The organism is Alphaproteobacteria bacterium (genome assembly GCA_040216735.1).
In the GTDB taxonomy this organism is placed as follows: domain Bacteria; phylum Pseudomonadota; class Alphaproteobacteria; order SHVP01; family SHVP01; genus CALJDF01.
Window position 1 is genome coordinate 67404 of sequence record JAVJOO010000002.1, and the last position, 14181, is coordinate 81584.

The 14181-nt window shown below is 63.0% G+C and carries 17 protein-coding genes; 9 read left to right on the top strand and 8 right to left on the bottom strand.

The annotated features are described in order from the left end of the window. Nucleotides 1–19: 19 nt before the first annotated feature. The 4 genes from RID42_01430 to RID42_01445 form a co-directional block, all read right to left on the bottom strand. Complete coding sequence (locus RID42_01430) at nt 20–403, bottom strand: VOC family protein (GenBank protein ID MEQ8246320.1); 384 nt, start codon at nt 401–403, stop codon at nt 20–22. A 73-nt stretch (nt 404–476) separates the two neighbouring features. Beyond that, entirely contained in the window at nt 477–1517 is a 1041-nt protein-coding gene (locus tag RID42_01435; protein MEQ8246321.1) for a GTP-binding protein, read from the bottom strand. After that, nucleotides 1517–1828, bottom strand: coding sequence for a hypothetical protein (locus tag RID42_01440; GenBank protein MEQ8246322.1), 312 nt, complete (start codon nt 1826–1828; stop codon nt 1517–1519). The genes RID42_01435 and RID42_01440 overlap by 1 nt, the downstream gene beginning before the upstream one ends. Before the next feature lie 255 nt (nt 1829–2083). Continuing rightward, nucleotides 2084–2977, bottom strand: coding sequence for a polysaccharide deacetylase (locus RID42_01445; GenBank protein MEQ8246323.1), 894 nt, complete (start codon nt 2975–2977; stop codon nt 2084–2086). 184 nt (nt 2978–3161) lie between these two features. Here RID42_01445 and RID42_01450 point away from each other — a divergent pair, with 184 nt between their 5' ends. The 3 genes from RID42_01450 to RID42_01460 all read left to right on the top strand — a co-directional run bounded on the left by RID42_01450 (nt 3162) and on the right by RID42_01460 (nt 5980). Next, nucleotides 3162–4754, top strand: a complete 1593-nt coding sequence (locus RID42_01450; GenBank protein ID MEQ8246324.1) for an alkaline phosphatase D family protein — start codon at nt 3162–3164, stop codon at nt 4752–4754. Between the two features lie 172 nt (nt 4755–4926). Beyond that, on the top strand, nt 4927–5250 hold the full coding sequence (locus RID42_01455) for an NIPSNAP family protein (GenBank protein MEQ8246325.1): 324 nt from the start codon (nt 4927–4929) through the stop codon (nt 5248–5250). 64 nt (nt 5251–5314) lie between these two features. Beyond that, the gene (locus tag RID42_01460; protein MEQ8246326.1) at nt 5315–5980 is read left to right on the top strand and encodes a glutathione S-transferase N-terminal domain-containing protein; all 666 of its coding nucleotides are present in this window, start codon (nt 5315–5317) and stop codon (nt 5978–5980) included. Between the two features lie 81 nt (nt 5981–6061). Here the strand turns inward: RID42_01460 and RID42_01465 are convergent, their stop codons facing one another. Beyond that, nucleotides 6062–6961 (bottom strand): hypothetical protein, encoded by a 900-nt coding sequence (locus tag RID42_01465; protein ID MEQ8246327.1) that lies wholly within the window; start codon nt 6959–6961, stop codon nt 6062–6064. A gap of 50 nt (nt 6962–7011) precedes the next feature. Continuing rightward, nucleotides 7012–7803, bottom strand: coding sequence for an SDR family oxidoreductase (locus tag RID42_01470; protein ID MEQ8246328.1), 792 nt, complete (start codon nt 7801–7803; stop codon nt 7012–7014). A gap of 63 nt (nt 7804–7866) precedes the next feature. On the opposite strand from RID42_01470, the gene RID42_01475 reads away from it, so the two are divergent. From RID42_01475 to RID42_01495, 5 genes are all read left to right on the top strand, one after another. Then, nucleotides 7867–8691 (top strand): TauD/TfdA family dioxygenase, encoded by an 825-nt coding sequence (locus tag RID42_01475; GenBank protein ID MEQ8246329.1) that lies wholly within the window; start codon nt 7867–7869, stop codon nt 8689–8691. 75 nt (nt 8692–8766) lie between these two features. Next, entirely contained in the window at nt 8767–9042 is a 276-nt protein-coding gene (locus RID42_01480) for a TMEM165/GDT1 family protein (protein MEQ8246330.1), read from the top strand. Between the two features lie 10 nt (nt 9043–9052). Beyond that, entirely contained in the window at nt 9053–9511 is a 459-nt protein-coding gene (gene queF / locus RID42_01485) for a preQ(1) synthase (protein MEQ8246331.1), read from the top strand. 308 nt (nt 9512–9819) lie between these two features. Then, complete coding sequence (locus tag RID42_01490; protein MEQ8246332.1) at nt 9820–10080, top strand: hypothetical protein; 261 nt, start codon at nt 9820–9822, stop codon at nt 10078–10080. Between the two features lie 132 nt (nt 10081–10212). Then, nucleotides 10213–10500: a hypothetical protein gene (locus RID42_01495; protein MEQ8246333.1), complete on the top strand. Its 288-nt coding sequence runs from the start codon at nt 10213–10215 to the stop codon at nt 10498–10500. Here the strand turns inward: RID42_01495 and RID42_01500 are convergent. Together RID42_01500 and RID42_01505 are read right to left on the bottom strand one after the other, a co-directional pair. Further along, nucleotides 10497–11636, bottom strand: a complete 1140-nt coding sequence (locus RID42_01500) for a DUF3095 domain-containing protein (GenBank protein MEQ8246334.1) — start codon at nt 11634–11636, stop codon at nt 10497–10499. The two genes, RID42_01495 and RID42_01500, sit on opposite strands and share 4 nt — an antisense overlap. Nucleotides 11637–11787: 151 nt before the next feature. Beyond that, nucleotides 11788–13188 carry an FAD-dependent oxidoreductase gene (locus RID42_01505; protein MEQ8246335.1) on the bottom strand — a complete coding sequence of 467 codons (1401 nt, stop codon included), beginning with the start codon at nt 13186–13188 and terminating at the stop codon, nt 11788–11790. Between the two features lie 101 nt (nt 13189–13289). On the opposite strand from RID42_01505, the gene RID42_01510 reads away from it, so the two are divergent. Then, entirely contained in the window at nt 13290–14180 is an 891-nt protein-coding gene (locus RID42_01510) for an aspartate/glutamate racemase family protein (protein MEQ8246336.1), read from the top strand. The last annotated feature ends 1 nt before the right edge of the window (nt 14181 follow it).

The following is a 14181-nucleotide window of genomic DNA, read 5'->3' on the forward strand; positions in this document are numbered from 1 at the left end:
AGCTCTGCGCCGCCCCCCCCTACTCGCCTTGCAGAATGCTGGCGCGGTTGCCTTCGGTATCGACAAACGCAACGTACTGGCCGATCCCGGGGATTGCATGGGGTTCGCCCAAGACCGTGCCGCCCGCTTTGGTGACGGCCGCCATCGCTTGGGCGATATCCGCGACGGCGATGACGACCGAGGGATGCGGCGCGGCCTCGGGCGATTCGGGATAGAAGCCGCCATTAATCACGCCGGGTTCTTTCGGACGCCCGTTCTCGCCGGTCTCCCCTGTCTCGGCCAGGACGTAGTTGTCCATCTCTTCGCCGAGGTTGTGCATCTTCCAGCCGAAGGCTGTGTTGTAGAAAGCCGCGACGCGGTCGCGGTCCTTACAGGGCATCTCAAAATGAACGACGGGATTCATCGTCTTTTTCCTTCCATAGGTTGGCCGGGTGCGGACCACGGCGGTGGTAAACCTATCGGTGGCACCGCCGCCGTCATGCCGCCGCTTCGCGGTCGTCCGCGAGTGCGTTAAACGCAGCGAGCGAGGCTTCGATCGGGCCGCGCGCGAGGTCGCGGACGATGAACACAATGCGCGAGCGCCGGTCGTCGTCGGGCCAACGCTTGAGGTGCACCGGTGGGTGGACCACGTGCTGGACGCCGTGAATCGCCACTGGGGCCGGCATGCCCTTGACGTTGAGCAAGCCCTTGACCCGCAGCACGTTCTCGCCGTGCGCCTGGAGCAGCATCGTCAGCCAGATGCCGAAGGCGGTCCAGTCGATCGGCCGCTCGAAGGTGAGGCAAAACGCGTGGATATGATCGTCGTGCCGGTTGGCGTCGTGGCGGTGATGATCGTGGTCGGCGGCGGCGAAGGCCTCGGCATCGATCCAGTGCGCGACCTCTCTGGACTTGCTCTTAGGGTCGTAGAGATCGTTGGTCAGCAGTTTGGCGGCCGTCAGTTTTTCGCCTGCCAGGAAGATTGGCGCCGCCGGATTGAGGTCGCGCAACCGCGCCCGCAGGGCCGGAACGTCGTCGTCCGAGAGATCGGTCTTGGTCAGCACGATGCGGTCGGCCACGGCGGCCTGCTTCACCGATTCAGGCTGGCGATTCATCTGGGCAAGACCGTTCACCGCATCGATCGTGGTGATAATGTTGCCCAGCCGGAAGTGATAGCGGATCACCGGATCGGCCATCAGCGTGTAGATGATCGGCGCCGGGTCGGCGAGGCCGGTCGTTTCCACGACCAGCCGGCGGAAGGCGAATTCTCCGGCCGCGCGCCGTTCCCACAGATCGCGCATCGAGGTCGCGAGGTCGTCGCGGATCGTGCAGCATAGGCAGCCCGACTGCAGCATGACGATGTTTTCGTCGACCTGTTCCAGCAAGTGATGGTCGAGACCGATTTCGCCGAACTCGTTAATCAGCACCGCCGTGTCGGCCATGTCGGGCGACTCCAGCAGGTGTTTGAGCAAGGTCGTCTTGCCCGAGCCGAGAAATCCGGTGATGACGTTGACGGGCAGATAGCCGGCGTAGCGCGACACTAGCGGCCCAACGCGTCGACGATTTTCGGATCGAGCGGATCGCAGGGCCGCTTGATCATCTTTTCGGCCGTCGGCCAAAGGGCGGCGAAGTGGTCGATCACTTCACTCGCACCGGTTCGGTTCGAAACGACGAACGCCGCCCCCTGCCAGTCCGCCATCTTCAGCCCGTAGTGCTTGAGGATGCGGTTGGTCAACGCGACCTGATGGGCGCGCTCGCGCCGCCGGGTCTCGGCGCCCTCGCGCTTCTTCAGCACGTCGTCGGAATCAGTCCAGTGCTCGCCCGCCCCGAGAATGCCGCAAAGACCGCACATCGCCTTAGCGCCAACGACCGATCTCCTCCCCCTCAACGAGGGGGAGGATGAAGGAGGGGGTTGGTGGCACCGGCACCCTAGATGCGGCGCCCCCCTCCCCGGCCGCGACGCGGCCGGACCTCCCCCTGCGTACAGGGGGAGGGATCGACTCTGTGCGCTTCGGGATCGAGGGATCCAAGCGGCGCGCGCCACGCCATCCCTCCCCCTCATTGAGGGGGAGGATAAAGGAGGGGATTTGGGGCACCGGAACGCCGCCTACTTCTTCTTGCCGCCTTTACGCGGACTGCGCTTGAGGAAGTCTTTGGCGATTTCCTCGAAGGTGCAGAAACGCACGCCCGGATGATTGGCGATGTGGTCGTGCAAGCGCTCGTGCATCATCAGCACCTGCGGGCGGCCGGAGACGTCGGGGTGGATCGTCATGGTGAACACCGCATAGTCGTATTCGCGGTAGACCCAGTCGAACTGATCGCGCCACATCTGTTCGATATCGCGCGGGTTGACGAAGCCATGGCTATTGGGCGCCTTCTTGATGAACATCATCGGCGGCAGATCGTCGGTGTACCAACTCGCTGGAATCTCGACGAGATCGGTTTCCTTGCCGCGCTTGAGCGGTTTCATCCAATCGTTAGGGTGCTTCGAATAGTCGATCGGCGTCCACGAATCGCCGACCCGAACGTAGTAGGGAATGAAGTCGTGATGCATCAGCGAGTGGTCGTAGAGGATTCCGCGCTCAAGCAGCAGTTCATTGGTGACATTGGAGAATTCCCACCACGGCGCGACATAGCCGCGCGGCTTTTTGCCGGTGAGCTTTTTGATCAGGTCGATACATTTGTCGAGGACGATGGTTTCCTGTTCGCGTGTCATAGCGATCGGATTTTCGTGGCTATAGCCGTGCACGCCGATCTCGTGGCCGCGCAAATGCACGTCCTTCATTTCCTTGGGAAACGTCTCGATCGAGTGACCGGGGATAAACCACGTCGTCTTGATGCCCCAGCGGTCGAACAGGTCCAGCAGACGCGGGCTTCCGACCTCACCTGAAAACATGCCACGGGAAATATCGTCGGGCGAATCCTCACCGCCGTACGACCCCAACCACCCGGCCACCGCATCGACATCGACACCGTAAGCCACCAGAATTTCCTTCGCCATGCAGGCCTCCTCCCAAGTTTCGTTTCGCGCTCTGCGCTGCGCCGAGATTAGCACGAACGACCGAGGCGTCATCGTCCCGCCAGCAATCGATTTAACGCCCGGTTCATAGCGCAGTCATCCTGGAGTCACCGGACAGGCCTAAACATCCGGCCATTCAACCGCTGCCACCTGAGGAGTAGGGACGATGACGATCCGGCCAAGCCGCCGCCGCTTTCTCAAACAATCGCTCGCGACCGGGGGCGTTCTCGCCGCCGCCAGCGGTACTGGGCTAGGGTTCTTGACGGGCGCGCCTGCCCTCGCCGCTGCTGCAGCCGGCCGGCCTCTGATGCCGAGCGGCCTTCAGACCGGCGACATCAGCGCCGACCGGGCGATGATTTGGAGCCGAGCCGACCGCGCCGCGCGCCTTATCGTCGATTGGTCGACGACGGAATCCTTCGCCGACGCCCGGCGTGTGGTCGGGCCCGCCGCCCTCGCCAGCAACGATTTCTGCGCCAAGATCGACCTGGCAGGTTTGCCGCAAGGTCAGCGGATATTCTACCGCGCCCAGTTCCAGAATCTCGACGACGTGAACGTCCTGAGCGAACCCTTGATCGGTCGCTTCAACACACCACCCGCCGGTTTTCAAGACGTCTCGTTCGTATGGTCGGGCGACACCGCCGGTCAGGGTTGGGGCATCAACACCGAGTGGGGCGGCATGAAAATCTATGAAGCGATGCGCCGCGTCCAACCGGATTTCTTCATCCATTCGGGCGACACCATTTATGCGGACGGACCGATCGCGGCCGAAGCAAAAATGCCGAACGGACAGATGTGGAAGAACGTCGTTATCGAGGAGAAGTTGAAAGTCGCAGAGACGCTCAACGAGTTCCGCGCCAACTACCGCTACAATTTGATGGATGAGAACCTCCGCCGCTTCAACGCCGAAGTGCCTATGCTTGCCCAGTGGGACGACCATGAGACGGTCAACAACTGGTACCCAACCGAGGTGCTCGCGAACGACGACCGCTATTCCGTCAAGAGTGCGGCGCTGCTGGCGGCGCGCGCCAACCGCGCGTTCATGGAATACATGCCGCTGCGCCAGCACCCGCGCGATCCAGAACGGGTCTACCGCAAGATCTCCTACGGGCCGTTGCTCGATGTATTTTTCTTGGACATGCGCACCTACCGGGCTGCAATCGGTGCCAACAACCAGAGCGAACGCAGCGCCGCGACGGAATTTCTTGGCCATGAACAGATCCGCTGGTTGAAGCAGGAACTGTTCACGTCCAATGCCGTGTGGAAGGTCATCGCGTCGGACATGCCCATCGGGCTCGTCGTCTACGACAACTTCCAGACCAAGGATACTTTCGAGAACGGGGCAAACGGGAACGGCCCGGTACGCGGTCGCGAGTTCGATATTGCCGATGTCCTCAGCTTCATCAAGACGGCCGACATCCAGAACGTCGTTTGGTTGACGGCGGACGTGCATTACACCGCAGCGCACTTCTACGATCCCAACCAAGCGCAGTTTCAGGAATTCAAACCGTTCTGGGAGTTCGTATCCGGTCCGCTCAACGCCGGCACCTTCGGACCCAACGATCTCGACAATACGTTCGGACCGCAGGTGATGTATGTGAAGGCACCGCCGGCCGGACAGTTCAACCTGCCGCCCTCCGACGGGATGCAGTTCTTCGGTCAGGTCCGCATTGACGCCCGCAGCCGGATCATGACCGTCGACCTCAAGGATCTCGACGGCGCGACTCTCTACACCAAAGAACTGAACCCCGAAGCCGCCTAAACCCCGCGGCATTACCTCCCTGTTCGGGTTACCTTGCGCCGTGCGGCTCGCCGCACGGCGTCTTCTTTTTTTTTTTGCCGGGCGGGCAGCGCCGCCAAAGGTATCGCGCCGGCGCCATCCGTCCCTTAGATTATGCGGCCAACGACAATGCGCCGATCCGGGGAGGATGCACATGATCATCGACTACCGCGCCTATACGCTGAAGACGGGCACCGTGCCGCTGTTTCTCAAACTCTTCGACGAAGAGGGCCGAGACGTGCAAAAACGCATCCTCGGCAATTTCATCGGTATGTTCCGTCAGGAAATCGGCAACCCGAACCAAATCATCCACATGTGGGGCTACGCCAACCTTGAGGAGCGCCAGCGCCGCCGCGCCGCATGCGCCGCCGACCCCACGTTCCTGGCCTATGTCAAAAAAGCGCGCGAATACATCGTCGAGCAGGACGTGCGCATTCTCGTGCCCGAAGCCGGCACGCCGGACCTCAGCAAGCTTTAGGTTAGTCTTTCCACCGGACGCAGCGCGGCCAAGACCGCGCGCGCCGCAACCCAAGGAACCGATCATGAAACTCGTCTTCACGCCCAACCCCGACTACATCCATAAGGTTCTCGTCACCGCGCACGAAGCGGGCGTCCTCGACAAACTCCACATGGAACGCCAGGTACCGTTCGACGAAGACACCGAAATTTGGAAGTACAACCCCTTGGGCAAAGTGCCATCCTTCGTGAAGGACGACGGCAAGCCGTTGTTCGGCGGCCTGTTGATTTGCGAATACCTCGATTCGTTCAACACGACCGCACCGCTGTTTCCCAAGGATGCCACCCAATGGGACGTGCGCCGCCAAATGGTCACCTCCGACGGCGTGTTCGACGCCACCACCCTGGTTCGGGTCGAAAGCTGGCGCGACAAGGCGGTGTGGAACAAGGATTACATGCTGCGCGAACGGCGCAAGATCATGCTGGCGCTCAAGCTGCTCAACGAAGACGCCAAGGAATGGCTGAAGAACCCGAAGGTCTTCCACATCGCCCACGTCACCTCGGCGGGCAGCCTGTCCTACCTCAGCTTGCGCAACCCGATTACCGACTGCAAGCTGGTCGACGGCGACGGCGATTGGGACTGGAAGAAAGAATTTCCGGTGCTGGGCGAATGGTACGACGGCATTCTAAGCCGCCCGTCGCTCAAGTTCCGCCTGACCAAGGAAGACATCGCCGCCTATCCGAAGGCGTAGCGCGGGCGCAGACGCGGCGGCGAGGCCAGCATCGCGGTCCCTTTCGGGCGGCCGCGGCCTAAGCGCGTCGGATGGACCCTTCTAGGGCGCGTCCCCGAGATGCGCGCCGTCTTGGGGGACATAGGTGTCGCGCACATCCGGTGGCCGCATTTCCACGAGCCCGCGATAGGTTGCCGACAGCACTGCCGCGACAACGGCGGCGCCCGCGAATAAAGCGACACTGGAAATGAAGGCCGGCACCCAAGCCAGGGCGATTGAATCGGAAAACGCGTCAGGCGCGCCGGCGAACGACACCGGCACGAATTTGCTGAAGAACTGCGACACGGCGTACATGGACGCGAAGAGTATGACAACGCGTACTTTCGCCTGCCCGGTGAACACCCATGCATCGCCCAACGCCAAGGGCCGGCCCACCGCCGTCGACGGCAACACCATCGACAGCCGCGACCACACGATAAGGATACCCAAGCTGCCGCCGACACTGATGACCAGCACGCCGAAGGTTCCGGTGACTGAACCGAAAACCAAACTGACGATCGACAGACCGACGAACATCCCGACGATCAACAGGACAAGCTTCATCACTCCCTTAGAAAAGCGGGTCTGCTCTTTGGTCCACACGATTGCGCGCCAGGGCGAGCCACTGGACTGAGGGTGCAAGAAGAGCCGATGCAAATACGACGCGAAGCCGACCCACAGCGCGAACCAGACCAACGCCAATACTAGGTCCGCGACTAAGGAGAGCAGAGTTTGGGCGTCAGCGGATAACCGCAAAAGTGCCGCAACGAAGCCGTACGACACGAGCGTCATCACCACCACCGGCCCGATCATCGCCGACAAAATCGGCACCGCGTCACGGAACAGCGCGCCGAGCGCCTGCGCCCATACCTTGCGCATCGACAACCGACCATTGCGCAACACGGTGCGCGCCGGTTCGGCGGTGGCGGGCGCCGTCGCCGGCCCGGGGGGCTGTTCGGTCATCCCCGGTATTATGCTTGGATCAGGGATCGTTTCACGCGAAAACCCCGCCTCTACGCCAAGTCTTTCGTCCAGCCGCCGTCCACAATGATCGAGCGCCCGGTCATGTAGCTGGCGAGGTCGCTCGCCATGAAGATCACCGGGCGCGCCATCTCGATCGCGGCGGCGACGCGGCGCATCGGGATCTCCTTCATGAATTCCTTTTCGAACGCCCGGGGCGTGAAGCCCGTGCCGCGCGACAGGTTGGTCATCAGCTTGTCCCAATGCTCGGTCTGGGTCGGGCCGGGTTGCAGCGCGTTGATGTAGATACCGTATTTCATGATTTCTTCGGACAGGCCCTTGGTGAAGGACAGCAGCGCCGCATTGGTGGTGGAGCCCGGCAATAGGCGCGGGTGGGGTTGGCGCCCGGTATTGCCGGCGACGTTGACGATGCGCCCGTATTTTTGCCTGCGCATCGCCGGCAGCACCGCGCGCACCATGCGCACGGCACCCAGGAACTTGAGCTGCAGCGCGGCATCCCAGGTATCGTCGGTGACTTCCCAAAACAGCCCGCCCTGGGACGAACCGGCAGAGTTGATCAGAATGTCGATCCGCCCGAATGCGCCCAGCACTTCCTTGGCAACGTGATCGGCACTGCCGCGCGCGCCCATATCGGCCGCAATGAACCCGACTTCGGTGCGGTAGCGTTTGGACAACCGCTTGGCCAACGCGTCGAGATAGCGCGGGGTGCGCGCCACCAACACGACCTTGGCGCCCTCCGCCGCGAGAATTTCGGCGCAGGCCGCCCCGATCCCCTTGGAGGCACCGGTGACGATCGCGATTTTGTTCTTAAACCCTAGATTCATTGCTTGTCCTCCCCTGCGCGGCCTGCCCTTGCGCGCGCCGCCTATCCTGCCGGATGATGCGGCATGACACTGACCATGACCAAACTGCACGACCATGTCGGCACCGAAATCGCTGGCGTCGACCTGTCGCAACCTTTGGACGACGCCACCTTCGCCGTCCTTGAGCAAGCGTTCTACCAGAATTCTGTGCTGGTGTTTCGCGGCCAGAACTTGGCACCGGAAGCACATATCGCTTTCTCGCGCCGCTTCGGGCCGTTGGAGGTCCATATCCTCGACCAGTACCAGCTCGCGGGCCATCCCGAGATTCTGCTGTTGTCCAACCGCACCGACGATGCCGGCAACCCGATCGGCCTGGTCGAGGCCGGGCGCTATTGGCACACCGACGTCTCGTTTACCGCGGCCCCCAGCATGGGCTCGTTTCTGTATGCGGTGGAAATCCCGCCCGAGGGCGGCGACACGCTGTTCGCGAGCCAGTTCGCCGCCTACGATGCCCTGCCGGGCGAATGGAAAACGCGGCTGGGTAAACTCAGCGCCCTGCACGGGCTCAACAAGACCACCGCGCCCAAATTCACCGACGAGCAACTGGCCCGCGTCACCGGCGTCGAACACCCCCTAGTCCGCACCCATCCAAAGACCGGCCGCAAGGCGCTCTATGCGGGGGTATTCGTGCTCAAGGTCCTCGGTGTAAGCGACGCGGAATCGGACGCGATTCTCGACTTCCTCCGGGCGCATTGGGCAAAAGATGCTTTTATCTATCGCCACCGCTGGCAGGTCGGCGATCTCGTGATGTGGGACAACCGAAGCATCTTGCATCACGCCACACCATTCGACGCGCGCCACATCCGCCACATGCACCGCACCACGGTCGAAGGCGAAAAGCCGGTTTAGACGCGTCGGGTAACCGACGCCCGCGCCGGGCAAAAACAACAAACCCCGCGAATCGCTTTTCAGGGAGCTTCAAACGTGAGTCAGGTATGGGTAATTTTCGTCACGGTGTTCCTCGCCGAGCTTGGCGATAAGACGCAGCTTGCGACCGTCCTGTTCGCCGCCGAACGCGACACCAGGCCCCTGTTGGTCTTCGTCGCGGCCGCCGGCGCACTGGTCGCGTCGACCGCCCTTGCCGTCGTTCTCGGGACGACGGTCGAGCGCTATTTGACGATGATCCCACTCAAACTGATCGCGGGCGTCGGCTTTGTAACGATCGGGCTATGGACAATCTGGGGACACTTCAACCCGTAGGGAGTTTGCCATGACGGATACCAGCGGCCTGACCATTCTCGGCGGCAAGACCGAGACACCCGCTACGCCCGACGACGCGATCATCGAGCGCGTGCCAAACGGCAGCCGCGAGACACCCTATGTCGTGCGTTTCACCTGCCCCGAATTCACCAGCCTTTGCCCGATGACCGGCCAGCCCGACTTCGCCCACCTCGTGATCGACTACGTCCCTGACGAATGGCTCATTGAGAGCAAGGCGCTCAAACTTTATTTGGGCGCGTTCCGCAACCACGGGGCATTTCACGAAGACTGTATCGCCGGCATCGCTCAACGGCTGGTGACAGAGGTCGCACCGCAGTGGCTGCGGATTGGCGGCTATTTCTTTCCGCGCGGCGGCATCCCGATCGATGTCTTCTGGCAAACCGGCGCGCCGCCTGATGGCGTGTGGCTGCCCGACCAAGGCGTGGCCCCCTACCGCGGGCGCGGCTAGACTTTTTTCGGCCCAAGCAGCCCCGGGGGATTTTACCTGCCGGCGCGAACGGGCGCGCGGGCGATATTTTTCTTTTGCCGGATTGACGCGCGGCGGGCCCGTACCTACTCACGCATGACGATGCGCTGGAAGCCGCCGCGCGGGCCGGAATCGCGCGTAACCGGTCGCGCCGCCGACGTCCGCAGAGCCTTGACGCGGCACCTTGCCCCTACTTCCGCCCATGACCGTCAATCCCTAGATTTCCGCCCGCACGCACACGCGAAGCGCCACTGTCGGCGCCGCCTGCGATGCTTTTATGGAGAGAAGAAATGAAGACCCTCGGTTTGCTGGCCGCCCTCGCGGTCGGTGCATCGCTGTTTGCCATGTCGCCCGCTAACGCGGCGACCTGCAAAGACGACCTTGCCTTCGTGCAGAAGGAATTGGCGAACGTGACCGACGCGACCAAAGTCGACGCCGCCAAGAAGCTTTGGGGCGAGGCCGACAAGGCGATGAAGGCCGGCGACGAAGCCGCCTGCGTCGAAAAGATCAACGCCGCGATGGCCGGCGCAGGGATCAAACGGGCCCACTAAGCCACGTTTAGCCGGAAGCAGCGGCGCCCGAACCGTGCCGCCGCGTCCGGAATCGCGTCCGGGGGTACCCTTCCGGCCCGACCGAACCCCCGGACGCGACGATCCGATTTTACCGATTTTGGAGTTCCGTCGATGACATCCCTGTTTAAGCGCCATGCCGAAGCCGCCCTAGTGACCCTCCTTGCCCTTTCGACCTTGGGGCCCGCCATTGTCGTGGTCGGCGTGATAGCCGCATTCGGCGGCGAAGCCGCGGGTGAAACGCTTGGTCTGTTACCGGGCGGCTGGCTCGACACCCATTTAGCTACGCTCCTTGCGGCGGGCGCGGTGGTGGCGTTTCCCGTGGTCGTCGTTGGCGCGATTTGGTGGTACCGGCGCAGCCTGCGCGCAGTGACCCTCTACACCGGACTACAAGCGTCCTAGGCCGCCGCGTCTTTGAGCTGGGCCGCGGCCGACGCGTAACCGCCGCCGCCGCCGTCGAGGAAGTGCAGGTGCGAATCGGCGGTGATCGAGGGCACGATGCACGTCATCATCGCCTCCTTTTGGCGGTGCAGGCCGTAGGTCAAGACCCCCTTGGCTTGGGCCGCGCCAAGAAGTTCCTCGATCTCGCGGGCAACCGCCGCGCCACAATCGACCGTGAGGTAGAGCCCGTCGTCGTACTTCTGGAAGTCGGTGTTGGCCGACACCATGCGGCGATAGTGCGCCGAATCGAATGGCCCCAGCTTTAACCGCAGCCGGAACATCGCCGACAACACCAGGGTCTGGAAAATCGCCCGCAGGCGGCGCGCCGCCCGGGGCGCCTTGCTGCCCACCAAGCGACCCATCAGTTCGGCGCTGCCGAGCGGCCAGCCCAGATCGGGACCGCGCGACGGCATCGGGTTGTATTGCTTTTCCTTGTTCAGGATCTTCAAGAGATCGGCCGTCGCGGCGGCGTAGGCCGGACCGGGGACCGCCTCGTTGGGCCGCACGATGATCGACAGGATCGCGCCGTTACGTGCGCGCACCGGACCCCATTGGCACGACAGCCCGGTCAGGTCGGGCCGCGCGTCGGGCGCGGCGGGTTCCAAGCCGATGCGGCCGGCCTTGAGTTCGGTCTCGGCCCACCTGATCCCGCCGCCCGAGAACATCGCGTAGTCGAGCGCCGATGAGGCGCTGTAGCGCGCGACCTGGACATCGACCCCGGCCTTGCGAATATCCGCGACCGGGATCAACGCGACCCGCAGGTCGAGATGCAAGTCGTCGCGCACCCAGGCGGCGGTGCGCGTCAATGCGTCCCGCGCCGCCGACGCGTCGCTTGCGGGAACGGCAAACTGTGCCCCGTCGCCGCCGAAGGCAAAGGGGAACCCTTGATGACCCAGCGCGTTAATGACCGCGCTGATCGCCGCCGCACCGGCCAAGTTCACCGCCTTGTAGCGCCCGGCGGCAATCGCCGCCGTCGATTCGACGACGTCGGTGACCCCGACCCACCAATCCTCGGGCAGCGCCCGGTAGGCGCTTTGGTCGAGAACCCGGCCGAAGTCGGCGACCGGCGTAATGTCTTCATAGAAAGTCGAACTCAAGGAACCCACGCGTGCGGCGCCGGCAGGCGGCGCTTCATTGCACCGGACCGCGGAACCCGCCGGGTACATGCGGTCTCATGGACGCGCGGACAAGGGGTATCCGCGGATTTGTGACCATGGATGGCCGCGCCCCCGCGACGCTGGGGCTGCGCTACCGCTTGACCAAATCGGCGGCGGCCTCACCCGCGAGGCGGCCCAAGTTGGTCGCCGACATCAGCCCCGAACCCGACAGGTAGCCCCAATCGGCCGGGCCGGAGAAGCCGCGCGCAGCGCCGCCGCCGGCGAAAAGATTCGGGAACGGTGTGCCGTCCTCCTTGAGAACCCGCGCCTCTTTGTTCACTTCGAGGCCGCCTTGGGTGTGGAACAACGCACCTTGGATTTTGGCAATGTAGTAGGGCGGCGCGAGCGGCGGCTTCTTGGCGAAGTTGCGGCCGAACGGATCGGTGCGCTTGCCCTGGCACATCTCCGCGTTCTCTTTCATCGTTTGCTGCAACGCGGCCTCGCCGCAGCCGACCGTCTTGGCAAGCTCGGCCACGGTGTCGCACTTTTTGATGGCGTCCGCCTTCATCGCTTCTTGGTGGCTGTGCATCTGAATGGCGACGTCCTGGCAGCGCTGGTCCCAGATCGTCCAGGCGACGTGGCCGGGCTGGCGCACGACATTGAGTGCCTGTTCGGAATAACCGTGGTTCTCGTCTGAAAACCGCACGCCGTCCTTGTTCACCTGGAATCCGCCTTCGGTGATCGAGGGCCAGCCCAAATGAATATTGTGCGGGGTGATGACCGCGCCGTGCCCCTGGAACGACGCCATGTCCTTGATCGACGCCTTGAGTTGTTCGCCCCACAAGACTGCGTCGCCCTGGTTGCCGTCGTGGCCGTGGTAGTGGGCGTCGACAATCTCGGGGATGTACTTTTTTAGGAGCTCTTTGTTCCCGCCATAGCCGTTGGAGGCCAAGATCAGCGCCTCGCACCCGACATCTTCGTGCTTGCCGTCGGGTCGGGTGATGCGCACACCGCGAATCCGCCCATCGGCGTCGGCGAACAGATCGGTGACGTGGGCCGAGGTCGCGATATCGATGCCTTCGCCCGCGACGGCTTGAAGAAACACGGTCAGCAGTTCCGCACCAAACCGGCTGGGAGACGCATGCATATGCGGAACCGTGTGGCCGGGATAGGTGAAGTCGGAAATACAAGACAGCGGCAACTTGTAGCGATCGACCAACCAGTCGACCGTCTTGGCCGATTCGTTGGCGACGTGGCGCGCGAGATCCTTGTCGCACTGGTCCTGCGCCTTGGCCAGGATGTCCTTGTAAAGAATGTCCGCCGAATCGACGATCCCGGCGGCCTTTTGCAACTTTGTCCCGCCAGCCGGAATCTGCCCGCCCGATAGCGACGTGTTGCCACGCGGCGTGTCGTCGCGTTCCAGGATCATCACCTCGACGCCCTTTTCGTGCGCCGCCAATGCGGCGGTACAACCACACGCGCCCGCACCGATCACCAAAACCGGCACCGTGACGTCGAATTTCTTGCCCTCAGCCGAAATGACACTGCCCATGACGATCCTCCCCTGGCACTGTATGGCGTCAATTGACACGATTCCCCGCGGGGGCTAATCGGTCAACAACGATATTGCCGGGTAGGGAGAGGGAGAAACCGATGGCGCGCAAGAAAAAAAGAGTCCTGGTGCTGGTACCGTTTCCAATGGCGGGCGAACATTTGGCGATGCGCGAGGCGCAGAGCAAACAGATCGACCTCGGGCCGGACCTCGAATTTCACTACAAGCCGGTCAAATGGGCCGGGACCAACTTCGTCGGTCCCTACGACTATGTCGTCGGCGATTTCACCATTCTCGAAGCGGGCCTGCAGGCCCAGGACGACGGCTTCGACGCGGTTTGCATCGACACGATGAGCGATTCGGGCGTCGCGGCGCTACGCGCGGTGCTCGACATTCCGGTCATCGGCCCGGGCCGCACCACGATCCTCACCGCGATGATGCTGGGCGACAAGTTCGGCATGCTGGTGATGTGGGAGCGCTGGCTCGGCCTCTATAAAAAAGTCATGGACGAGCTTGGCGTTTGGCACAAATACGCCGGCTACCAATCGATCGGCATGGCGCCGGACCGTTTCAGCTTGCTGGGCGGCGAAGAACGCGTGGTCTTCCCGAAACTGCTCAAGGCCGGCAAAAAACTCGTTGAAGAGAATGGCGCGGACGTGATCATTCTGGGCTCGACGTCGATGCATCAGGCCCGCGATTTCCTGGCCGAGAAACTTCCTGTCCCGGTGATCAGCCCGGGCCCGACGTCCTATGCCGCGGCCCTGATGATGATCAACCTGCGTCTTGCACAAAGCCGCAAGTCCTACCCGGCGCCTGTCGGGCGCAGCGACGACTATTTGCACGCCATGCTCGACGCCGCGGTCGATGCGGCCAAGAAGGGGCCGAAGATCGTCGGCGCCGAGGGCCTCAAGAAAAAGGGCGGGAAAAAGACCGGCGCGGCCAAGAAGCCTGTGGCCAAGCGCGCCGCGAAAAAACCCACCCGGCGGAAATAGG

Bases quoted from the DNA above. Each gene is read 5' to 3' on its own strand.
- RID42_01430 (MEQ8246320.1), bottom strand. From the start codon at position 403: ATGAATCCCGTCGTTCATTTTGAGATGCCCTGTAAGGACCGCGACCGC.
- RID42_01440 (MEQ8246322.1), bottom strand. From the start codon at position 1,828: ATGTGCGGTCTTTGCGGCATTCTCGGGGCGGGCGAGCACTGGACTGAT.
- RID42_01445 (MEQ8246323.1), bottom strand. From the start codon at position 2,977: ATGGCGAAGGAAATTCTGGTGGCTTACGGTGTCGATGTCGATGCGGTG.
- RID42_01450 (MEQ8246324.1), top strand. From the start codon at position 3,162: ATGACGATCCGGCCAAGCCGCCGCCGCTTTCTCAAACAATCGCTCGCG.
- RID42_01455 (MEQ8246325.1), top strand. From the start codon at position 4,927: ATGATCATCGACTACCGCGCCTATACGCTGAAGACGGGCACCGTGCCG.
- RID42_01460 (MEQ8246326.1), top strand. From the start codon at position 5,315: ATGAAACTCGTCTTCACGCCCAACCCCGACTACATCCATAAGGTTCTC.
- RID42_01465 (MEQ8246327.1), bottom strand. From the start codon at position 6,961: ATGACCGAACAGCCCCCCGGGCCGGCGACGGCGCCCGCCACCGCCGAA.
- RID42_01470 (MEQ8246328.1), bottom strand. From the start codon at position 7,803: ATGAATCTAGGGTTTAAGAACAAAATCGCGATCGTCACCGGTGCCTCC.
- RID42_01475 (MEQ8246329.1), top strand. From the start codon at position 7,867: ATGACACTGACCATGACCAAACTGCACGACCATGTCGGCACCGAAATC.
- queF (MEQ8246331.1), top strand. From the start codon at position 9,053: ATGACGGATACCAGCGGCCTGACCATTCTCGGCGGCAAGACCGAGACA.
- RID42_01490 (MEQ8246332.1), top strand. From the start codon at position 9,820: ATGAAGACCCTCGGTTTGCTGGCCGCCCTCGCGGTCGGTGCATCGCTG.
- RID42_01495 (MEQ8246333.1), top strand. From the start codon at position 10,213: ATGACATCCCTGTTTAAGCGCCATGCCGAAGCCGCCCTAGTGACCCTC.
- RID42_01505 (MEQ8246335.1), bottom strand. From the start codon at position 13,188: ATGGGCAGTGTCATTTCGGCTGAGGGCAAGAAATTCGACGTCACGGTG.
- RID42_01510 (MEQ8246336.1), top strand. From the start codon at position 13,290: ATGGCGCGCAAGAAAAAAAGAGTCCTGGTGCTGGTACCGTTTCCAATG.